This window comes from Parasphingomonas halimpatiens (assembly GCF_036663795.1).
Classification (GTDB): Bacteria; Pseudomonadota; Alphaproteobacteria; order Sphingomonadales; family Sphingomonadaceae; genus Sphingomonas.
Window position 1 is genome coordinate 34,308 of sequence record NZ_JAXOJP010000021.1, and the last position, 19,825, is coordinate 54,132.

At 65.3% G+C, this 19,825-nt stretch carries 20 protein-coding genes; 15 read left to right on the forward strand and 5 right to left on the reverse strand.

The window, feature by feature from the left end:
- The first annotated feature begins 13 nt into the window (after positions 1-13).
- The 13 genes from U1839_RS18310 (at position 14) to U1839_RS18370 (ending at position 16,018) form a co-directional block, all read left to right on the forward strand.
- The gene (locus U1839_RS18310; RefSeq protein WP_332805019.1) at positions 14-2,293 is read left to right on the forward strand and encodes a GumC family protein; all 2,280 of its coding nucleotides are present in this window, start codon (positions 14-16) and stop codon (positions 2,291-2,293) included.
- A gap of 23 nt (positions 2,294-2,316) precedes the next feature.
- The gene (locus U1839_RS18315) at positions 2,317-3,504 is read left to right on the forward strand and encodes a hypothetical protein (RefSeq protein ID WP_332805020.1); all 1,188 of its coding nucleotides are present in this window, start codon (positions 2,317-2,319) and stop codon (positions 3,502-3,504) included.
- 62 nt (positions 3,505-3,566) lie between these two features.
- Positions 3,567-4,946 carry an O-antigen ligase family protein gene (locus U1839_RS18320; protein ID WP_332805021.1) on the forward strand — a complete coding sequence of 460 codons (1,380 nt, stop codon included), beginning with the start codon at positions 3,567-3,569 and terminating at the stop codon, positions 4,944-4,946.
- A 92-nt stretch (positions 4,947-5,038) separates the two neighbouring features.
- Positions 5,039-6,097 (forward strand): GDP-mannose 4,6-dehydratase, encoded by a 1,059-nt coding sequence (gene gmd, locus U1839_RS18325; RefSeq protein ID WP_332805022.1) that lies wholly within the window; start codon positions 5,039-5,041, stop codon positions 6,095-6,097.
- Entirely contained in the window at positions 6,094-7,059 is a 966-nt protein-coding gene (gene fcl, locus U1839_RS18330; protein ID WP_332805023.1) for a GDP-L-fucose synthase, read from the forward strand. Before gmd ends, fcl begins: the two co-directional genes overlap by 4 nt.
- 11 nt (positions 7,060-7,070) lie before the next feature.
- Positions 7,071-8,039 (forward strand): UDP-glucuronic acid decarboxylase family protein, encoded by a 969-nt coding sequence (locus tag U1839_RS18335; RefSeq protein WP_332805024.1) that lies wholly within the window; start codon positions 7,071-7,073, stop codon positions 8,037-8,039.
- A gap of 3 nt (positions 8,040-8,042) precedes the next feature.
- Positions 8,043-9,008 (forward strand): glycosyltransferase family 2 protein, encoded by a 966-nt coding sequence (locus tag U1839_RS18340; RefSeq protein ID WP_332805025.1) that lies wholly within the window; start codon positions 8,043-8,045, stop codon positions 9,006-9,008.
- An 83-nt stretch (positions 9,009-9,091) separates the two neighbouring features.
- Positions 9,092-10,339: a methyltransferase domain-containing protein gene (locus tag U1839_RS18345; protein ID WP_332805026.1), complete on the forward strand. Its 1,248-nt coding sequence runs from the start codon at positions 9,092-9,094 to the stop codon at positions 10,337-10,339.
- 8 nt (positions 10,340-10,347) lie between these two features.
- Positions 10,348-11,295: an NAD-dependent epimerase/dehydratase family protein gene (locus U1839_RS18350; protein ID WP_332805027.1), complete on the forward strand. Its 948-nt coding sequence runs from the start codon at positions 10,348-10,350 to the stop codon at positions 11,293-11,295.
- Positions 11,292-12,410, forward strand: a complete 1,119-nt coding sequence (locus U1839_RS18355; protein WP_332805028.1) for an FkbM family methyltransferase — start codon at positions 11,292-11,294, stop codon at positions 12,408-12,410. The genes U1839_RS18350 and U1839_RS18355 overlap by 4 nt, the downstream gene beginning before the upstream one ends.
- 4 nt (positions 12,411-12,414) lie before the next feature.
- On the forward strand, positions 12,415-13,641 hold the full coding sequence (locus tag U1839_RS18360; RefSeq protein WP_332805029.1) for a glycosyltransferase: 1,227 nt from the start codon (positions 12,415-12,417) through the stop codon (positions 13,639-13,641).
- Entirely contained in the window at positions 13,641-14,864 is a 1,224-nt protein-coding gene (locus U1839_RS18365) for a glycosyltransferase family 4 protein (RefSeq protein ID WP_332805030.1), read from the forward strand. The genes U1839_RS18360 and U1839_RS18365 overlap by 1 nt, the downstream gene beginning before the upstream one ends.
- A complete protein-coding gene (locus U1839_RS18370; protein WP_332805031.1) occupies positions 14,861-16,018 on the forward strand; it encodes a glycosyltransferase family 4 protein in 1,158 nt (385 codons plus the stop codon). The genes U1839_RS18365 and U1839_RS18370 overlap by 4 nt, the downstream gene beginning before the upstream one ends.
- 62 nt (positions 16,019-16,080) lie before the next feature.
- Here the strand turns inward: U1839_RS18370 and U1839_RS18375 are convergent, their stop codons facing one another.
- The 4 genes from U1839_RS18375 to U1839_RS18390 form a co-directional block, all read right to left on the reverse strand.
- A complete protein-coding gene (locus U1839_RS18375; RefSeq protein WP_332805032.1) occupies positions 16,081-16,548 on the reverse strand; it encodes a MarR family transcriptional regulator in 468 nt (155 codons plus the stop codon).
- On the reverse strand, positions 16,536-16,976 hold the full coding sequence (locus U1839_RS18380) for a hypothetical protein (RefSeq protein WP_281127396.1): 441 nt from the start codon (positions 16,974-16,976) through the stop codon (positions 16,536-16,538). The genes U1839_RS18375 and U1839_RS18380 overlap by 13 nt, the downstream gene beginning before the upstream one ends.
- A 78-nt stretch (positions 16,977-17,054) precedes the next feature.
- On the reverse strand, positions 17,055-17,447 hold the full coding sequence (locus U1839_RS18385; protein ID WP_332805033.1) for a hypothetical protein: 393 nt from the start codon (positions 17,445-17,447) through the stop codon (positions 17,055-17,057).
- Positions 17,448-17,483: 36 nt separating this feature from the next.
- Positions 17,484-17,996: a helix-turn-helix domain-containing protein gene (locus tag U1839_RS18390; protein WP_332805034.1), complete on the reverse strand. Its 513-nt coding sequence runs from the start codon at positions 17,994-17,996 to the stop codon at positions 17,484-17,486.
- Positions 17,997-18,213: 217 nt separating this feature from the next.
- Between U1839_RS18390 and U1839_RS18395 the strand changes: the two genes are divergently transcribed.
- Together U1839_RS18395 and U1839_RS18400 are read left to right on the forward strand one after the other, a co-directional pair.
- Positions 18,214-18,612 carry a hypothetical protein gene (locus U1839_RS18395; RefSeq protein ID WP_332805035.1) on the forward strand — a complete coding sequence of 133 codons (399 nt, stop codon included), beginning with the start codon at positions 18,214-18,216 and terminating at the stop codon, positions 18,610-18,612.
- Between the two features lie 100 nt (positions 18,613-18,712).
- Positions 18,713-18,973 carry a DUF3297 family protein gene (locus U1839_RS18400; protein ID WP_332805059.1) on the forward strand — a complete coding sequence of 87 codons (261 nt, stop codon included), beginning with the start codon at positions 18,713-18,715 and terminating at the stop codon, positions 18,971-18,973.
- On the opposite strand, the gene U1839_RS18405 is transcribed toward U1839_RS18400, so the two are convergent.
- Positions 18,909-19,757, reverse strand: coding sequence for an isocitrate lyase/PEP mutase family protein (locus U1839_RS18405; protein ID WP_332805036.1), 849 nt, complete (start codon positions 19,755-19,757; stop codon positions 18,909-18,911). The two genes, U1839_RS18400 and U1839_RS18405, sit on opposite strands and share 65 nt — an antisense overlap.
- Positions 19,758-19,825 lie beyond the last annotated feature (68 nt).

The following is a 19,825-nucleotide window of genomic DNA, read 5'->3' on the forward strand; positions in this document are numbered from 1 at the left end:
GGTCTCAACTTCGATGAACGATTATAGCGGGACCGTACCCGATATCGCCGAGCGTGGCCGAGGCGGCGCGATTGCGCCGATCGGACAGAATCTCCAGCCGGCGCTCGGGCCGACGATGTTCGACGTCGATGCGCTCGAGGGTGATTCCGGCGGTTTCAACCTGCGCGATGTGTGGCGTGTCCTGTTCCGCTGGCGCTGGCTGATTCTCGCGGTGACGCTCGTTTCGGTGCTGGCGGCGTTCGGTCTCAGCCTGATGACGACGCCACTGTACCGCGCCAATTCCTCGCTCGAAATCACCCAGCCGCAGTCCGAGCTGATCCAGCGCGCCAACACCGAGCCCGTCGTGCAGCGCGACCCGGCGTTCCTCGCGACGCAATATGGTCTGCTCAAGAGCCGCTCGCTGACCGAGCGCGTCGTGCGACAGCTCAACCTCGCCAACGACCCGACGATCGCGCCGGCGCGCATGAGCCTCGAGCAGCGCGAGCGGGCAGCGACCGGCTTCGTCTCGGCCAATTATTCGGTCAACCCGGTGGTCGGCAGCCGTCTGATCAACCTGTCCTATGTCGATCGCGACCCGACACGCGCGGCGCGCATCGTCAATGCGTTTGGCGACGCGTTCATCGCCTCGCAGCTCGAACGCAAGTTCGGCCAGACCGCCTATGCGCGGCAGTTCCTCCAGAGCCGCCTCGAAGCGACCAAGAAGACGCTCGAGACGTCCGAAGCGGCGGTGGTGAACTATGCCCAGAGCCAGGGCATCGTGATGGTCGGGCAATCCGGCTCGGGCGGTGCGGGCGAAGGGGCCGGCGGCAATGGCGGCGGCGGCGGCACATCGCTCGAGGGCAGTTCGATGGTGTCGATCAACTCCGCCCTGTCGGCGGCGACGAGCGACCGGATCGCTGCGGCGGCCCGCTGCCATCAGGGCCAGTCGGGTAGCGAGATCCAGCGCGATTCGGCGATGCAGGCGATGCGCACCAAGCGGTCCGAGCTGCAGGCCGATTACGACCAGAAGTTGACGCTGTATAAGCCGGAGTTCCCGGCAATGGTGCAGTTGCGCGCGCAGATCGCGGCGATCGACACGCAGCTGCGACAGCAGGGCGGCGGCATCGCGAGCGGCGTATGTTCGGACTATACGGCCGCGCTGGCGCGCGAGAGCGCGCTCAAGGCGCGGGTCGGCCAGTTGAAGGGCGCCGTGCTCGACACGCAGGAGCGCAGCATCAAGCTCAACATCCTGCAGCGCGAAGTCGACACCAACCGGACGGTGTATGATGCGCTGCTGCAGAAACTGAAAGACATCAGCGTGGCCAGCGGGGTCGGCGCGACGACGGTGTCGGTTGTTGATCGTGCCGACGTGCCGGGTTTCCCGTTTCAGCCCAACCTGTTCAAGAACGTTTTTCTGGCGGTGTTCCTTGGCCTCGGCATCGGCATCGCACTCGCCTATCTGATCGAGTTCATCGACGACACGGTCAAGGCACCGGAAGACGTCAAGCAGAAGCTGAAGGTGCCCGTGCTCGGCGTGGTTCCGGTCGTCGCCAAGGGCGAGACGATCGCGGAGCAACTCGCCGATCCGCAATCGCCGGTGTCGGAAGCCTATTTCTCGATCAGCGCGGCGATCCAGTTCTCGACCAGCGGCGGTTCGCCCAAGTCGCTGCTCGTCAGCTCGTCGCAGCCGGCCGAGGGCAAGTCGAGCACCTGCTATGCGATCGCGCAGAACTTCGCGCGGCTCGACCGCACGGTGCTGCTGATCGACGCCGACATGCGCAAACCGAGCTTCTTCATCGAGGATAGCGAAAAGGCCAAGACCGTCGGCCTGTCGGCGTTGCTGACCAGCGATTCGAGTCTCGTCTCGCATGTCAGCGCGACGCGCAGCGCGAACCTGTTCCTGCTGTCGTCTGGGCGCGTGCCGCCCAACCCGGCCGAGCTGCTCGCCAGCCACCGCATGCGCGCGATCCTCGACGAAGCGATGTCGCGCTTCGACATGGTGATCATCGACGCCCCGCCGGTGCTCGGCCTGGCCGACGCGCCGCTGCTCGCGTCGATGTGTCAGGGCACGCTGCTCGTCGTTCAGTCGGGCGCGATTCGTCGCCCGGCGGTGAGCAACACGATCAACCGTCTGCGTTCGACCGGCGGGCATATCATCGGTGCGGTGCTGACCAAGTTCGATCCCAAGACCAGCGCCTATGGTTACGGCTATGGCTATGGCTATGGCTATGGTTACGGCTATGGTCGCGACGCTTATAAATATGGCCTGACCGCGGGCGACGATGGCGGTGCGCGTCGCATTCAGCTGTCCTGACGACATTGCCAGGACCCCGGGACATGGCAATGGTTGGTCGGACGACACGATTGATTGTTACGGGGGCGATATCGCTTGCCATTGCGGCGATGGCGCTGTCGTCGGCGATCCACGCCTTTCAAAAGGCTGCGCGGATCGAGACGGAGAAGCGCTATCTCGGCGCGATGACCGCCGCGATGCTCGATCCGCAACAGGCGCGTCCGACCGCGCCGACGTCGCTCGGCGCTCCGGCCGCGCGGTTGGCGCAACGCCCGCTCGATCGCAACGCGCTGTCGCAGAAGGCGCTCGAAGACACGCTGACCGGGCGCCGCGACGCGGCCCGACCGATCATGCAGGAAGTCGTCCGGCGTGATCCGCGCGCGACTTCGGCGCGTGTCTGGCTGATGGCGGACGCGCTGGGGCGCACCGATCTGGCGACCGCGGTCGGCCAGATCGAGCGGCTGATGTCGGTCGATGTCGGGCAACGCAACGCCTATTTTCCGGTGCTGGCGGAAATTGCGCGGCAGCCGCGCGCCGAGCAGCCGCTGGCCGCGGCGCTGGCGAGCGGCGTGTCGTGGCGGACCGAATTTCTCGGTTATCTGACGACCCGTGGCGTCGATCCCGCGCGGATCTTTCGTTTGAGCACGGGAACCGCCGGCAAGGTCGGCGCCGGTGCCGACAGCGCGCAGGGCGGGTTGATCCTGCAACTGATCGGGCGCGGCGATTATGACGGTGCGTATCTCGCCTGGATCAACTTCCTGCCGCAGGACGCCCTGACCAAGGTCGCGTCGGTCTATGACGGCACCTTCGTCGGCCTGCCCGGTCCGCAGCCCTTCAACTGGACGTTCAACGATGGCGATGTCGCCTCGGTCGGGATCGATCGCGGCAATGGCCTGCGCCTCGATTATCCCGGCGCGAAAAGCGCCAGGCTCGCGTCCCAGACGGTCTTGCTCAAGCCCGGCACCTATACGCTCGACTATGTCGCGAAAGGCTCGGGCGAAGTGGCCGATGGCGGAGCGCTGGGATGGCGACTGCTTTGCCTGCCCGCCAACAAGCCGATTCTCGACCTGCCGATCGCGGGGCTCAGCGACCGCGCAAGCGGACACGCGGTCCATTTCACCGTGCCGGAAGGTTGCAACGCCCAGCTATTGTCGATCGAAGCGACCCTTGGAACCTTTCCCCAGTCGCGATCGGTGACGATCGCGCGCGTTGCGATCAGGAAGGGCTCGTAATGGCAACATCAACGCGATCGCGCCGCTCGCATCGGTCAGGCCGGTCGCGCCGCGCTGCGCTGGTGCCGTCCTTCGAGCCGCGCGCGCTCATGCTGCCCGGGTTTCTCGTCGCGGCGATCATCCTGGGTGGCGCGACCGCCGCGGGGGTGATCCCCAATCTCCTGCTGCAACTTGGCGGCGCGGGACTGCTGTTCTTTGCGGCCATGCGGCCGCTGCAGCGCGCTTCGACCTTCGCCGAACGCATGCTCATCTGGCTTGGCGTGGCCTTCGTGCTCGTCGCGCTGGCACAAATGGTCCCGCTGCCGGCAGGCTTGTGGTCCAGCTTGCCCGGCCATGCGCCGCTGGTGCGCGGCTTTACCCTGATCGGCGCGCCGGTGCCGCCGCTGCCGCTGTCGATCGACCCGGCCGCAACGATGGCAAGCCTGCTGAGCGTGAGTGTCGCAGCCGGCATGTTCGTGCTTGTCGTGCGCGCCGACGATCGCAGCCTTGCCGGCTTCGCCCTTGCGCTGCCGGTGATGGCCGCGCTGTCGGTGCTGATCGGCCTGATCCAGCTCGTCAACGGCGACTCGTCGCCGCTCTATCTCTATACGAGCACCAATCGCGGTCAGCCGGTCGGCTTTTTCGCCAACAGCAACCACCTTGCGACCCTGGTGCTGACCGCAGTGCCGTTTCTTGCGGCGCTTGTCGCGACGGTGCGCGCGCGCGACGGCCGGGTCGAGGGTTGGGCGGCAGACACGGTCATACTCGGCGCGCTGGGCGTGCTGCTGTTGCTCGGCGCGATCGTCGATGGCTCGATCGCGGGGCTGGGGCTACTCGTGCCGACGTTGCTCGGTTCCTACTTTCTGGCGCGGCGCGGGCGTGACAGTCGAGTCCTGCTGATCGGCGCGCTGATCGCGCTGGTGCTGGTCGGCGTGTTCGTCGCGCTTTCGTTCAACAGTCCGATCCTGGCCGGCTATGCCAAGACCTCGCTCGATGCGGGGCCGACGTCACGGCTGGGCTTCTATCGGCACACGCTCGCCGCGATCGGCAGCTTCTTCCCGTTCGGCAGCGGTCTTGGCAGCTTCATCACGGTGTTCCCGGCGTTCGAGGATCCACACGCCGTCGATGCGATTTTCGTCAACCACGCCCATAACGATTATCTCGAATTCGTGCTCGAGCTCGGCCTTCCCGGGGCGATTCTGATCGTCACATTTCTCGGCTGGTGGGCGTGGCGGACGGTGGCGATCTGGCGCGATGGCGACAGTGGCTTGCTGCCACGCGCGGCGACGATCAGCTCGGCGGTGATTCTGGCGCACAGCCTGGTCGATTATCCGGCGCGGACCGCCGCGATCCTCGCGGTGATGGTGGCGTGCTGCGCGATCATGGCGCGGCCGGGAAGGATACCGCCACCACCGCCTTTGGCCGAGGAAGACGCGGCGCCCGCCCGGCATCTCGCGGCGTGACGCGCACCATCTGAATATTGTATCGCAATGCAGCATGCGCCGCTATGCAGCGGCCGCTCCCAGCGGTGCTGGCACATCTTTAAGGGGTTTCTGTGACCAAGACGGCGCTCATTACCGGCATTACGGGTCAGGACGGTGCCTATCTCGCCGAGTTGCTGCTCGCCAAAGGCTATATGGTGCACGGCATCAAGCGCCGCTCGTCGTCGTTCAACACCGGCCGAATCGATCATCTCTATGAGGATCCGCACGAAAAGGGCGTGAAGCTCAAGCTGCACCATGGCGACATGACGGATTCGACCAATTTGATCCGCATCGTCCAGGAGACGCAGCCCGACGAGATCTACAATCTCGCGGCGATGAGCCATGTCCAGGTCAGCTTCGACACGCCGGAATATACTGCCAATGCCGACGGTATCGGCACGCTGCGCCTGCTCGAGGCGATCCGCCTGCTCAACATGACCGACAAGGTGCGCTTCTATCAGGCGTCGACGTCGGAGCTTTACGGCTGGGTGCGCGAGATACCGCAGAGCGAGACGACACCCTTCTATCCGCGCTCGCCTTATGCCGCCGCCAAGCTCTACGCCTATTGGATCACGGTGAACTACCGTGAGGGTTATGGCATGCACGCCTCGAACGGCATCCTCTTCAACCATGAAAGCCCGCTGCGCGGCGAAACCTTCGTTACACGCAAGATCACGCGCGCCGTCGCCGCGATCACGCTCGGGCTGCAGGACACGCTTTATCTCGGTAACATGGACGCCAAGCGCGACTGGGGCCATGCGCGCGACTATGTCGAGGGCATGTGGCGCATCCTGCAACAGGACACGCCCGACGATTATGTGCTGGCGACGGGCGAGACCCGCACCGTGCGCGAATTCGTCGAGCTGGCGTTCCGCGAGGTCGCTATCGAGATTGCCTGGAGCGGCGAGGGTGTCGACGAGGTCGGTCGCGACGCTGCGACGGGCCGCGAACTGGTCAAGGTCGACCCGCGCTACTTCCGTCCGACCGAGGTCGACATCCTGATCGGCAACCCGGCCAAGGCGAAGGAAAAGCTCGGCTGGACGGCAACGGTAAAGCTGCCGGAACTGGTTGCGGAGATGGTCCGTTCCGATGTCGAGACGATGAAGCGCGAAGGAAAGACCGGCTCTTGAGCGACGCGATGTTCGATCTGCAGGGGAAGCGCGTCTTCGTCGCCGGCCATCGCGGGATGGTCGGTAGCGCGCTGGTGCGCCGGCTGGCGAGCGAAGGCTGTACGCTGGTCAGCGCCGGGCGCGCCGAGATGGACCTGCGCCGCCAGGACCAGGTCGAGGCGTGGTTCGCGGCCAACAAGCCCGATGTCGTGTTCCTCGCCGCGGCGCGGGTCGGTGGCATCTGGGCGAACAGCCATTTCCCCGGCGAGTTCATCTACGAAAACATGATGATCGAGGCCAATGTCATTGAGGCGGCGCGGCGCAATGAAACGCGCAAGCTGCTGTTCCTCGGTTCGGCCTGCATCTATCCGCGCGACGCCCCGCAGCCGATTCCGGAAAGCGCATTGCTGTCGGGGCCGCTCGAGCCGACCAACGAATGGTATGCCGTCGCCAAGATCGCCGGGATCAAGCTCGCCCAGGGGTATCGCGCGCAATATGGCTGCGACTTCATCTCCGCGCAGCCGACCAACCTCTACGGTACGGGCGACAATTTCGACCTGCAGCAGAGCCATGTCATCCCGGCGCTGATCCGCAAGGCGCATACCGCCAAGCTGGCGGGCGACGCCACCATGCCGATCTGGGGTTCAGGGCGGCCGCAACGCGAATTTCTTCATGTCGACGATCTGGCGGATGCGCTGGTGTTTCTGGTGAAGCATTATTCCGACCCGGAGATCGTCAATGTCGGCAGCGGCGAGGAGGTAACGATCCGCCAGCTCGCCGAGACGGTCAATCGCGTCGTCGGCTTCGACGGCGACCTGGTATTCGACGCGAGCAAGCCCGATGGGGTGATGCGCAAGCTCGTCGACGTGAGCAAGATCAATGCGTTGGGCTGGCGCCATCGTTATGGCCTCGAAGAGGGGCTGGCAGGAACCTATCGCTGGTTCCTCGACCATCATGACGACGCGCGCGGTCTCGGCAGCTGAAGGGAAAAATCATGGCGCGGACTTATAGCAGCCGGAAGCGTATTCTGGTGACCGGCGGGGCAGGCTTTCTCGGCTCGCATCTGTGCGACCGGTTGCTCGATGCCGGGCACGAGGTGCTTTGCCTCGACAACATGTATACCGGCACCAAGCGCAACATCGACCATCTCCACGCCAATCCGCGCTTCGAATTCATGCGCCACGACGTGTGCTTCCCGGTCTATGTCGAGGTTGACGAGATCTACAATCTCGCCTGTCCGGCGTCGCCGGTGCACTATCAGCACGACCCCGTGCAGACGACCAAGACCTGCGTGCACGGCGCGATCAACATGCTGGGTCTCGCCAAGCGGTTGCGCTGCCGCATCCTGCAGGCATCGACCAGCGAGGTTTATGGCGACCCGAACGTCCATCCGCAGACCGAGGATTATTGGGGCCACGTCAACCCGATCGGGATCCGCTCCTGCTATGACGAGGGCAAACGCTGCGCCGAGACGCTGTTCTTCGACTATCACCGCCAGCACGATCTCGAGATCAAGGTTGCGCGGATCTTCAATACCTATGGCCCGCGCATGCACCCGGCAGACGGGCGCGTCGTTTCGAACTTCGTCGTCCAGGCGCTGAAGGGCGAGCCGATCACGATCTTCGGTGATGGCCAGCAGACACGCAGCTTCTGCTATGTCGAGGATCTGGTCGACGGGCTGATCCGGCTGATGGAAAGCCCGCCCGAGATCACCGGGCCGGTCAATATCGGTAACCCCAACGAATTCTCGATGCGCGAACTTGCCGAAGCGGTGCTGGCGCAGGTCGATACGGCTTCGCAGCTGACCACCCTGCCGCTGCCGGCGGACGATCCCAAGCAACGTCAGCCCAACATCACCATCGCGCGGGAAAAGCTTGGTTGGGAGCCCAAGGTTCAATTGCGCGAAGGGCTGACCAAGACGATCGCCTATTTCCGCGAACTGGTCGAACAGGGCGCCGCCTGAACGATGACGGCGCCGCGCGTTTCGGTGATCATCCCCAATTACAATCGTGCGGGAATGATCGGCGAGACCATCGCCAATATGGAACGGCAGACGCTGACCCCGCACGAGATCATCGTCGTCGATGATGGGTCGAGCGATGGTTCGGTCGATTTTTTGCGCTCGCTCGGCGATCGCATAAGGCTGATCGAGCAGGACAATGCCGGCCCGGGCGCGGCGCGCAACGCCGGCCTGGCGATCGCCACCGGCGACTATATCCAGTTCTTCGACAGTGACGACCTATGCACCCCTGACAAAATGGAATGCCAGGTGCGTGCGCTCGAGGCGAGCGGCGGGGATATTGCCTACGGCCCGTGGATCCAGGCGTGGCTCGGCAAGGGTGAGGCGCGTTACGATGGCCTGGTCTACCAGCAAGGGCCGGTGTCTGACGCGCCGATCGACGCGTTCCTGCGCGGCTGGTTGCTGTTCGTGCCGTGCTGCGTAATCCGGCGGTCGCTGCTCGACCGCCTCGGCGGCTATCCGACGGCCACGCGCACTGCAGAAGATCTCGAACTGATCGCGCGGGCGATGCTCGGCGGCGCGCGCCTGGTGCATGCGGCCGGGGGCATGGTGCTGGTGCGCCAGCATCCCGACAATCAGATCAGCGCGTCGAACGATAATGCCGCCGAGCGCCGGCAGGACCGCGCACGGCTGTACGACACCGTCGATGGGTTGCTCGCCGCGCACCCGCGGGTGGCGTCGCTCGCCGCGCGGCGCTGGTGGCGTCTTTCGGGCTGGGCAATCCGTTATCAGGCGGGGCTGGTGCCCAATCATCTTGTAAGGCGCCTGCTTATCCGACTACGGGAAGCGCGCGCCGGTTTGCGGTTGCGCCTTACCGGCACGCGTCTCGCGCCCAGCTTTGCGGCCGGGCCGATGTCGGCGGCACAGGCCGAGGGCGTTAGAATGATCGGTTACGAGCCGATCGGTCGGTAAGCGGGGAGAGACGTGGGGGTTGCGATCCGCTATCGCGCCCCTGCGACCGGGATTCGGATCGAATTGCTTTTGCGAGGATGAGCATGAAGCGTGTGAAGTGCATGAATTGTGGCGAAGCGCGGCTTCACGAGTTCATCGACCTGGGTGATCAGCCCAACGGCAACAGTTTCCTCTACGCCGACGAGCTCGACAAGGAGGTCAGCTTCTCGCTGGCGATGATGGTCTGCGACAATTGCTGGCAGGTGCAGATCAGCGAATTTCCGTCGCAGGAGGTGCTCTTCAACGACCATGCCTATATCACCGGGCGCAACGCGCCGGTGGTGTCGCACTTCAAGAAGCTTGCGCCGCACATCGTCGAGAAGATCGGTCTCAAGGAGAATGATCTCGTCATCGATGTCGGCTGCAACGACGGGACGTTCCTCAAGGCTTTCGCCAGCCAGGGCATGCGCGTGCTCGGGGTCGACCCGTCCGAACGCACCGGCCTGCTGGCGCGCGATCAGGGTGTCACCGTCTTCCGCCAGTTCTGGTGCCATGAGACCGGCAAGTCGCTCAAGCAGCTCGGCGTAAAGCCCAATGCGATTACCGCGACCGCGGTGTTCTACCACGTCCCCGATCTGCACGATTTCGTCGCCGGTCTGGAAGAGGTGATGGGCCCCGACACGGTGTTCGTGGTGCAGGGCGTCAATTGCCTCGACCTGATCGAGCACAATGAATTCGACCATTTCTACCACGAGCATAGCTGCATCCATGCGGTCGGCCCGCTGCGGCGGCTGTTCGCGGCGCATGGCCTGGCGATCCGCGATGTCGAGTTCTCGCCGATCCATGGCGGCAGTTTCATCCTCTATGTCTACCGCGAAGAGAATCCGATCGCGGAGAGCCCGTCGGTCGCCGCGGCGGTCGCCGCCGAGGAAGCCGCCGGCCTGTTCAAGCTGCAGACCTATGAGGACTTCGCCGCGCGCGTCCGCCACAACATGGCCGAGCTGCGCACGCTGCTCGAAAAGCTCAAGGCGGAGGGCAAGACGGTTTACGGGCTGGGCGCGCCGGTCAAGGGTTCGACCGTGCTCAACTATGCCGATATCGGCCCCGACCTCGTCCAGGCGGTTACCGAGGTCAACGAGTTCAAGATCGGTCGCGTCACGCCGGGCACGCATATCCCCGTCATCGACGAGAATGCGGTCGCGCAGCAGCCCGATTATTATCTGGTGTTGGCCTGGAACTTCCTCGATTTCCTGCTGAAGAAGAACGAGGCCTATCTGCAGGCGGGCGGTCGCTTCATCACGCCGGTGCCCGAAGTGCAGATCCTCGGCCCGGGTGGCGTGCGCGAAGCGTGAGTGAGGCGATGAAGAACGTCATCGTTACCGGGGCGACGGGGTTCGTCGGGCAGACGCTGGTGCGCGAGATCGCCCGGCGCTTTCCCGAGGCGAACATCGTCGCGCTGGGCAGCAAGGCGGTCAATCTGGCCGACAAGGATGCGCTGTGGTCGTATCTCGAGAACCTGCAATGGACCTTCGAGTGCGATCACATCATCCACCTCGCTGCGCTCTACAAGGCAGGGGACTGGCCGGTGCATCACCCGGCGACGCAGTTCCACGTCAACATGGCGATCAACATCAATATCCTGGAGGGCTGGCGGCGCTTCTTCCCCAAGGCGAAGATGACGTCGATCGTCTCCTATTGCCTCTATCCCTCGACCGAGCATCCGCACCCCGAGAGCGAACTTTGGGGGCATGAGCCCGAGGACTATCTGTTCGCCTATGCCTTTACCAAGAAGGCGCTGCTGATCGGCCAGCGCGCCTACAAGCAGGAACACGGCCTGACCTCGACCAGCGTCGTGCTGCCGACGGTCTATGGCGGTGGCGACAGCTTTGCCGAGAACAGCCATGTCGTCGGCGCGCTGGTCGGCAAGTTCGTCCGCGCGGCGCGGGCGGGAACACCCACCGTCGAGGTGTGGGGGACGGGTGAGCAGCAACGCGAATTCCTGCTCGTTGAGGATGCCGCCGACGGGATCATCAAGGCGGCGCTGCATTCGACCGAGCCGGCGCTCAACCTCGGCATGGGCGACGCCTATGCGATTTCCGACATTGCGCACTGGATCAAGGAAGCGGCGGGCTTCAAGGGCGAGATCGTCTACAACAACAACAAGTTCGTCGGCGTGCGCAAGCGCATGCTCGACGTCACCAAGGTGCGTGACGTGCTCGGCTGGACCGCCGAGACCTCGATCCGCGACGGCCTGAAAAAGACCGTCGACTGGTACAATGCCGACCTGGATCGCGCAGGCGCGGCGTGAAGGCGGCGGTCAAATCGGCATTTTACGGCTTCTTCGAGGCGCTTCTACCCTCGGGGCAGGTGCGGCTGAGTGATGGCCTTCGCGAGCGGCTCGTTGCCAACCCGCTGACGATCGTCGATGTCGGCGCGGTGTTCGGTCCCGATCCGCGCTGGCTCCAGCTGGGCGAACGGACCTGCCGTTTCCTGACATTCGAGCCCGACGAGCGCTCGATCGAGACCCATAGCGACGACGGCCCGTTCGAAATGCTCGCGCTGTCCACCGCGCTGGCCAACGAGCAGGGCCGCAAGACGCTGCATTTGACGGTCGGGCCGTTCGCTTCATCGCTCTACCCGCCCAACAAGGCGGTGCTGGGCACCTTCGGTCCCTGGCCGTGGCATGAGAGCGCGGGTACTGACGAGGTGTCGGTCGACCGGCTCGACACCTGCCTTGCCGGTCGCCCGGAGTGGACACCCGATTTCATCAAGACCGATGTCGAGGGCGCCGATCTCGATGTTCTCAAGGGCGCCGAGCGCGCGCTGGACAGTGCGATCGGTCTGCAGGTCGAGGCGGCGTTCGTCGAGCGCAACATCGGCGCGCCGCTGTTCGCCGACATCGATATCTTCCTGCGCGGGCATGGTTTCACGCTGTTCCAGCTGATCCGCGAGCATTGGGTGCGCACCAACAAGGTGCTCGGCCCGCGCTCGCGCCCGCAGCTGATCTGGGCCGACGTGATCTATTTCCGCGACGCTGCCGCCTTGCAGGCGCGCATCGCGGCGCACGGGGAGGGCGCGCTGGTCAAGATCGTCGCGCTGCTGCTGGTCCATGGCTATCATGATTTCGCTGCGCAGGTCGTTGCCGAGGCGGTGGCTGCGCGCCAGTGCTCGCCGGCATTGAAGGCCGAGTGCGATGCATCGATCGCCGCTTCGGTCGCCCATCCGCGCGCCTTTCTGCTGCGCGCCTGGACCGCTACCCTGCTCGCCGGGCTGTTGCGCGTGATCGCGTTGCCCTTTGGCGGTGCTGCACGGCGGCGGATGCGCGAGCTTTACGCGAAGCAGGCGGCGCCGCTCTACCATTATCTCTATCGCGAAAGCATGCGCGGAGGACTGGACGGGTCCTGCGTCGCCGATCTGGGCTGATTCGATGACGCAACGTCCCGGCCGCCGCCTGCTCGTCGTCGAGGAGGCGCTGAAGAACCAGGCGGCGCATTTCTACGAATATGTGAAATCGGTCGCCGAGCTGAATGCGCGCGCGGGCGGCGAGACGCTGGTCGTCTGCCATGCCGACACCGACCCCGCGATCGTTGCCGAACTGGGTGCTTATCCACTGTTCGCGCGCAGCAACTGGGATGGGGTTTACAACCACCCGCAGGCGTGGCGGCGCTATCTCGGGATCGTACAGCACAATTGGTACGTCTACCGCGTGATGAGCCGCTTCGTGAAGGAGCATGGCCCCTTCGATCTGCTGTTCGCGCCGACGGTGGTGATCCACCATGTCATCGGCTGGCGGCTGCTGATGCTGCGCCATGGCGGGCGTGGCGTGAAGCGCATCGCGCTGCTGTTCCGCAACAATGCCGGGTCGTACGCGCCGGGCAGCACGACACCCGTGTTCAAGCGTTCGACCGCGATCCTCAAATATGCGCTGCGCAGCTATGCCGGGTTGATTGCGCGCGGCCGTGCCTTGTTTGTCACCGACAGCGCGCGCCTTGCGACCGAATATCGCCTGCTCTGCGGCATCACGCCCGACATATGGCCGAGTCCGCGCGTCGCCGCCTATGACGATCTCGCCGCTGATGATCGTGCGACCGGCGCGCCCGTGACCTTCAGTTGCCTCGGACCGGCACGGTTCGAAAAGGGCATCGATGTAATGCAGGAGGCGATCAAGGCGTATCGAGCCGCGCATCCCGACGGCACGGCGCGCTTCGTCATCCAGTGGAACGCGCCGATCCATGATGCCGACGGTGCGCTTTACGCGCCCGATCCGGCGTTGCGCGCAGACCCGCATGTCACGCTGATCGAGCAGTCCATGTCCTCCGAGGACTATGACGCGGCAGTGGCGTCGGCCGATGTGATGTTGCTGCCCTATCGCCGCGCCTCCTATTTTGCGCGCATCTCCGGGGTGGCGGTCGAGGCGGTGACGGCGGGCGTGCCGGTGATCTACACGCGCGATACGTGGTGCGAGGATCTCGTCCGCGAAGTCGGCGCCGGCGCCGGGGTGGATGATGGCGACGTGGCGGGGCTGTGCGCGGCGATCACCGAGATGGCCGACGACTATCCGCGCTATCGCGCCGCCGCGCGGGCGCGTGCCGAGCTGGCACGGGCGAGCCATTCGGGCGCGGCGTTTCTCGACAAGCTGTGGGGCGCGGCGTGATGGCGCGAAGCGATGCCTGGCTGTTCTGCCAGCTCGGCGCACGCGAGCATTATATCCTGCCCCGCGCCTTTCATCGCCGCGGCTTGCTGCGCGCGCTGGTCACCGAGGCATGGGCGCCTCCGGGTGGCGTCGCGGCGCGCGCTCCCGGGCCGTTGGGGCGCAAGTTCGCCGATCGCTTTTCACCCGATCTTGCCGCTGCGCCGGTCGAGCATTTCACCGCCTCGGCCATCGCGTTCGAGCTCGCCGGTCGGTTGCAGCGGCGAGCTCCGGCGGGCTGGCCGGCGATCATGCTGCGCAACGCCTGGTTCGAGAAGCATGTCGTCGCCCGGATGCGCGACAAGCGGCTGTTGGCGGACCGGCCGACGGTTTTTGCCTATAGCTATGCTGCGCTCGAGATTCTGCGGGCGGCGCGCGACGCGGGCTGCCGGACGGTACTGGGCCAGATCGACCCGGCGATCACGGAAGAGAATATCGTCGCCGATGCGGTTGAACGACAGGCCCGACTTCGGCCTGACTGGGAGTGCGCGCCCGCTGCTTACTGGTCGCGCTGGCGTGAGGAATGCGCGCTTGCCGATCATGTCGTGGTGAATTCGCCCTGGGCGCGCGACGGGCTGGCGGCGGCGGGCATCGAGCCCGCCAAGCTCGCGGTGGTGCCGCTCGCCTATGATGCGCAGCGCAATGTTGCGACGAGGCACTATCCCGCGAAGTTCGACGCGGCGCGGCCGCTGCGAGTGCTGTTCCTAGGCTCGCTGGTGGTTCGCAAGGGCATTGGCGCGTTGCTCGACGCCGCCGAGTTGCTGGCCGCCGCCCCCGTCGAGTTCCACCTCGTCGGCGGCGCGGGGATCGACTTCCCGCCCGAAATTCTCGCCAACCCGAAGGTCGTACGGCATGGCGCGGTCTCGCGCAGTGCCGCGGCGACGCATTATGCGGCGGCCGACCTGTTCATTCTGCCGAGCCTGTCGGACGGTTTCGGCCTGACCCAGCTCGAAGCATCATCGCACGGCCTTCCGGTGATCGCGTCGCGGCACTGCGGCGAGGTGGTGCGCGACGATGTCGATGGGCTGTTGCTGCCGGAGGTCACCGGGCCGGCGATCGCGGCCGCGATCGGGCGATATCTTGCCTCGCCCGCGATGGTTGCGCGCCATGCCGAAGCGACGAACGGCGCGGTGCAGCGTTTTGCGCCCGATATCGTGGCCGGCCAGTTGATCGAGGCCATGACATGAAGCTGACCATCTGGTGCGAACTCGCCGCCGGCGGCATTGCCGATTACGCGCATGATCAGGCAACAGCGCTTGTCGAGCGAGGCATCGACGTCGAGCTGCTGTGCCCGCCTTCCTATCTCGATGGCCGCACGCCGACCTATGTCGTGAAGCCTGTCCTCTATGATGCCAGGCCGCGCCGCTTCTCGCGCTGGAAAGTGGTGCGCGCGATTCAGATCGCCACCGGGTTGCTGGCCAATGCGCGGATCGTGGCGCGGCACGTCGCCGAACGACGCTCTGACGCCGTGTTGACGCATTTCAGCGAATATCTCGCGCCGCTCTGGGCATGGCGCATGCGCCGCTTGCGACGTGCGGGCGTACGCTTCTTCAGCGTGCTGCATGATCCGGTACGCGATTATGCCGTCGGACCGGCCTGGTGGCACCGCTGGTCGGTCGATGTCGCGTTCAACATGCTCGATGCCGTGTTCGTCCACACTTTCGATCCGGTCCCGGTCCCGGCCGCGGTCGATGTCGTCTGGCTGCCCTACGGCATTCATCATTTCCCCGATCCGACCCAGACGACCGCCGAAGTGCGCCGCTCGCTCGGTATTCCGGACGGCGCGGTGATGCTGACCTCGTTCGGTTACGTCCGCGACAACAAGAATATCGACCTGGTCATTCGGGCGATCGCCGATCTGCCCAATATCTATCTCATCGTTGCCGGCTCGGAACAGGCGGGCGGCAACCGGCCCTTGTCCTTCTATCAGGATCTTGCCGCCGAACTGGGATGCGCGGACCGCTGCCGCTGGATCAACCGCTTTGTCAGCGTCGAGGATACGGCCAATCTGATGGCGGCGAGCGATCTTTCGCTGCTGGTCTATGCCCGCCGCTTCGTCTCATCGAGCGCGGCACTCGGCGTGACGGTCAATTATCGCAAGCCGTGCCTGATCTCGAGCGGCTCCGCGACCACTGAGACCGTGATAAAGCAATATCGCCTGGGAATATGGGTCGAGCCCGACGATGTTGCTTCGATTCGCGCAGGGCTCTGCGACTGGCTGGAAAACGGCATTGTCCCGGATTGGGACGGTTATCTCGAGGATTATGGCTGGGCGCGAAATGCGAGGGTCATCGAGCAGACGATCCTCGATCACGCCGCCGCCAGAGCGGCCGCAGCCTAGACCGAGCGGATATCGTCGCGCGATCTCGCTGCGACCGGCCGGGCCGCAATTGCCAGGCTTTGCTAACACTCCGCCAGCCAGTCGGCCATGCGATCGCGCATGTCGCGGTTCAGCGCGACGAAGCGGCGGCGTTTGTCGAATGGGTCGCGCTCGAACGCGACCAGCCCCTTTCGCTCCATCGCCTTGAGACAGCGCAGTGCGGTGCTGTGCGGTGCGCAGGACGCGACGCACGCGCTTGAGACCGAGACCACTTCCTGCTGCTCACCTCGGACGAAAAGGTCGAGCATGATATCCCATGCCGGGTCGTGGAACAGCGGGCCAGCGTTACCGAGCATGGTGTCGCGCCGCCGTCGTGCTTCGTAGATCGCGCGGGCGCGCTCGCCCGGTGCAGCGCCGGCCGCCGCATCGCCGCGCGTTGCAACATCGGCGAAAACCATGCTGCCGTCGGGCAGTGGCGCGGTGGTGGCGCGCAGGTGCAGCTTCGCGGTGTCGCGTCGCTGCAGCATGTCGGGTATGATCATGCCGCCCATGGCAGATCCACGCCGTAGCGGCGCACGCGCGCGTCATGGCGGAACGTGCCGACGAACAGCGCGAGCAGGATCGGATAGCCGCCGATCTTGAGCAGGAAATGATATGCCCAGGGCGACATGCCCAGATCGACCGCCTTGGAGATGTGCACCAGAGTCGAGGCGAATTGCAATGCGGTTACGAACATCGGCCAAATCCTGTTGGAGCGCAGCGCCAGCAGCCACAGGGCGGTGGTCAGCGTCAGATCGACGACCAGCACACCGGCCTCGACCGAGCGGAAGCGCACTTCGAATGAGGTGTAGGAAAAATAGGTCGCTGCCGCGGCGAGGGCGAGCAATGTGCCCGCCCAGCGCTCCGGCGCGCCACCCCGCCACAGGGCATATCCCGACACCAATGCCTGCAAGATGTTGAAATCAAGCGGACCGTTCATGATATCGGGACGCGCCGGAGGCAGCGGCGGGCGACACGACGCAGCAGGTCGAAGTGCCGGATCACCCGTCTTGCTCCTTTAAATCGCAATGCGCAGCGTCGGTGCGGCTGCCGTGTTCGACGCGCTCTCCGCCTGTCCCGCGGCGAGGCCGGTAAAGCCATCCGGCTTATGCGATTCGTCGCCATAGGCTCGCGCCGGGAGCCCGAGATCAGCGCGCAGCCCATCGAGCGTGCGATGCAGCGCGACGGTACGGGCGCGACCGGCGAACAGCCCCGCAGCGGCCTCGCCCAGCGCATCAAAGGCGTCGGCGCCATAGACCGCCGACAGCTTGGCGCGCTTGCGCCCCATCGACATCGCGATCATCAGTTCGCCGGCATGGCCGATGGCGACGTCGAGGCTCGCCTCGAGCGCGTGTAGCGGCGAGGCGATGGCGCGACCGGCGTCGAGACGTTCGTTGTGCAGATGCTTCATGTTCCACTCCCCCTGCCGCGCGGCCCAGGCCGGCGGCTACCGATGCAAGGTCGGGTGGTTGGCAACCCAGCTGTTGCGCAATGCCGCGATACCTTCACCGCCCGCGACAAGCAGCAGCACCGAGACGATGGTGCCGATGGTGAGGGCGATGATGATGACGTTGCGCTGCCAGCTCGATAGGGTGACCTGCCTCCCGATGATCGCCGTCGCACCGAAAGCCGGTGCGGCGGACGAGGGACTGGGTGCGGTGCCGGGGCCGGTTGCTTCAACCCGCGAATCCTGCCCGGGTAGATTTAACGGGGGTGCTTCCCCCGAGGTTGCGCGGGGAACTGCCAGGCGCTGTGCCTGTTCCCAATCGGCAAAGGCCCGCGCTGCCGCCAGCGATCCACTCGCCTCGAGCCGCTCGACGGCTTCGGCGATATAGCCCTCGACCGTGCGTACCGACAGGCCGAGCGCGAGTGCGATCTCCTTCGGCCGCATCGGCCGGGCAAGCAACCGCAGGCACTCGGCCTGGCGCGGGGTCAATCGGTTGAATCGTTCGGCATTCATCACGCGCCAACGTAGCGCATTTTCGCTTCCGAAAAAGGCGAAGTGGCTCGATCGTGGCGAAAATCACCCGGCAGCGCGAGCGCGCGCCTAAACCACGGCTGAACGGCGCATTCCGTGACGGTTCAGCGCGAATCGCCTAACAGGTGCAACAAGCTGGTCCACCCGGCGTTGGTCAGGGCGCGGAACATGGGCTTTGCTGGAACGAAGGAGCTTCATCATGAACGGCATTGTAAAGAAGATCGGCCTCGGCGCGGTGCTTGCAGCAACGGCGCTGGGTGCAGCGGTACCGGCGGACGCACAGCATTGGCGTGGCGGCTATCGCCACCATGGTGACGGCGACGCCGCCGGCGCGGCGTTGATCGGCGGCATCGCCGGTCTGGCGATCGGTGCTGCCATCGCTTCGGGCAACAACCGTGACCGTGAGGTCTATTACCGCGATCGCGGTTATCGCCCGGACTATGACGGCTATTATTACCGCAGCCACGGCTATTATCCGAACGATGGCTATTACGCCGATAACTACCGCCGCAACGGCTATTACGACCGGCGCTGCTGGATCGAGAATCGCTACGATCGTTATTATGATCGTTACATGCGGGTGCGCGTCTGCGACTGATCGTCGCCGCGGACGATAGCGAACGGCGCGGATCGCTTCCGCGCCGTTTTCGCGTGGAAATGGGCGCCTTTTTGCGCCATGAGGCGCCATCATGAGCGATATCACCGACACCCCGCCCGACCGGCTGTGCATCAACCCGCGCAGCGCCTTTTTCGATCAGTCCGCGCTGTCACGCGGCATCGGCATCCGCTTCAAGGGGCTGCAACGCCACGACGTCGAGGAATATTCGCTGTCGGAAGGCTGGATTCGCGTTGCGCTGGGCAAGAAGGTCGACCGGCACGGTCAGCCGCTGACGCTCAAACTGTCGGGACCGGTCGAGGCCTGGTTCGAGCGACCCGCCGCGGACGCAGCGGCGGACTAGGCCTGCCTGGCGTCGCCGGGGCGGGTGCCGCATCCCAGTCGAACGCCGCCTGGGCCGCTTCCTCGACGGCCTTCAGCATGATGCGATAAGGCCGCGGACCATAGCTGACCCGCGCCACGCCCGCGTCGGCGAGCGCCCGGATATCGGGGCCGCCCGGCAGCGGGATGACGTTGACCGGCAGCGTTACCGCCGCGCACAGCTTCCTGAGCAGGGCAAGATCGCCAAGACCGGCCGCGAAGAAGCCGCTGGCGCCGGCCGCGGCATAAGCATGCGCCCGCGCGATCGCTTCATCGACCATTGCGTCATCATGGCTGTCGAACGGCGCCTGCAGGAAGATATCGGTGCGCGCGTTGATGAAGAAGGTGGCACCCGCCCCACGCCGGGCGGCGGCGATGCGCCGCGCCTGGAGATCGATCGGGTGGAGGCCACTACCGCCGACCACCTGATCCTCGAAATTGCACCCGATCACGCCGGTGCGCGCCAGCCGCGCCATGTTGGCCGCGACATCGTCCGGCGCGACGGCATAACCGCCTTCGAAATCGATCGTCACTGGCTGGCTGACGGCATCGGCGATCCGCGTGGCGTTGGTCAGCACCAGGTCGAGCGGCACCTGCTCGCCATCGTCATAACCCCATGCCGCGGCGACCGACCAGCTGCCGGTGGCAACCGCCTTCGCGCCCGCGCGCACGACCGCCCTGGCGCTGCCCGCGTCCCATGCATTGTACAATATTACCGGATCGCCGGGCTGATGCAGCCGTGCGAAGATACCAGCCTTGTCGCTCATCGGTCCCGCTCCGCCCCCGCAGAAAGCGGCGCGACGATTAACCCAGATTGACGCTTTCCCCAAGGACT

What these genes read in the sequence shown, in the direction of transcription:
- U1839_RS18310 (WP_332805019.1), top strand. Translation starts at nt 14, where the DNA reads ATGAACGATTATAGCGGGACCGTACCCGATATCGCCGAGCGTGGCCGA.
- U1839_RS18315 (WP_332805020.1), top strand. Translation starts at nt 2,317, where the DNA reads ATGGCAATGGTTGGTCGGACGACACGATTGATTGTTACGGGGGCGATA.
- U1839_RS18335 (WP_332805024.1), top strand. Translation starts at nt 7,071, where the DNA reads ATGGCGCGGACTTATAGCAGCCGGAAGCGTATTCTGGTGACCGGCGGG.
- U1839_RS18340 (WP_332805025.1), top strand. Translation starts at nt 8,043, where the DNA reads ATGACGGCGCCGCGCGTTTCGGTGATCATCCCCAATTACAATCGTGCG.
- U1839_RS18345 (WP_332805026.1), top strand. Translation starts at nt 9,092, where the DNA reads ATGAAGCGTGTGAAGTGCATGAATTGTGGCGAAGCGCGGCTTCACGAG.
- U1839_RS18350 (WP_332805027.1), top strand. Translation starts at nt 10,348, where the DNA reads ATGAAGAACGTCATCGTTACCGGGGCGACGGGGTTCGTCGGGCAGACG.
- U1839_RS18360 (WP_332805029.1), top strand. Translation starts at nt 12,415, where the DNA reads ATGACGCAACGTCCCGGCCGCCGCCTGCTCGTCGTCGAGGAGGCGCTG.
- U1839_RS18365 (WP_332805030.1), top strand. Translation starts at nt 13,641, where the DNA reads ATGGCGCGAAGCGATGCCTGGCTGTTCTGCCAGCTCGGCGCACGCGAG.
- U1839_RS18370 (WP_332805031.1), top strand. Translation starts at nt 14,861, where the DNA reads ATGAAGCTGACCATCTGGTGCGAACTCGCCGCCGGCGGCATTGCCGAT.
- U1839_RS18375 (WP_332805032.1), bottom strand. Translation starts at nt 16,548, where the DNA reads ATGGGCGGCATGATCATACCCGACATGCTGCAGCGACGCGACACCGCG.
- U1839_RS18380 (WP_281127396.1), bottom strand. Translation starts at nt 16,976, where the DNA reads ATGAACGGTCCGCTTGATTTCAACATCTTGCAGGCATTGGTGTCGGGA.
- U1839_RS18385 (WP_332805033.1), bottom strand. Translation starts at nt 17,447, where the DNA reads ATGAAGCATCTGCACAACGAACGTCTCGACGCCGGTCGCGCCATCGCC.
- U1839_RS18390 (WP_332805034.1), bottom strand. Translation starts at nt 17,996, where the DNA reads ATGAATGCCGAACGATTCAACCGATTGACCCCGCGCCAGGCCGAGTGC.
- U1839_RS18395 (WP_332805035.1), top strand. Translation starts at nt 18,214, where the DNA reads ATGAACGGCATTGTAAAGAAGATCGGCCTCGGCGCGGTGCTTGCAGCA.
- U1839_RS18405 (WP_332805036.1), bottom strand. Translation starts at nt 19,757, where the DNA reads ATGAGCGACAAGGCTGGTATCTTCGCACGGCTGCATCAGCCCGGCGAT.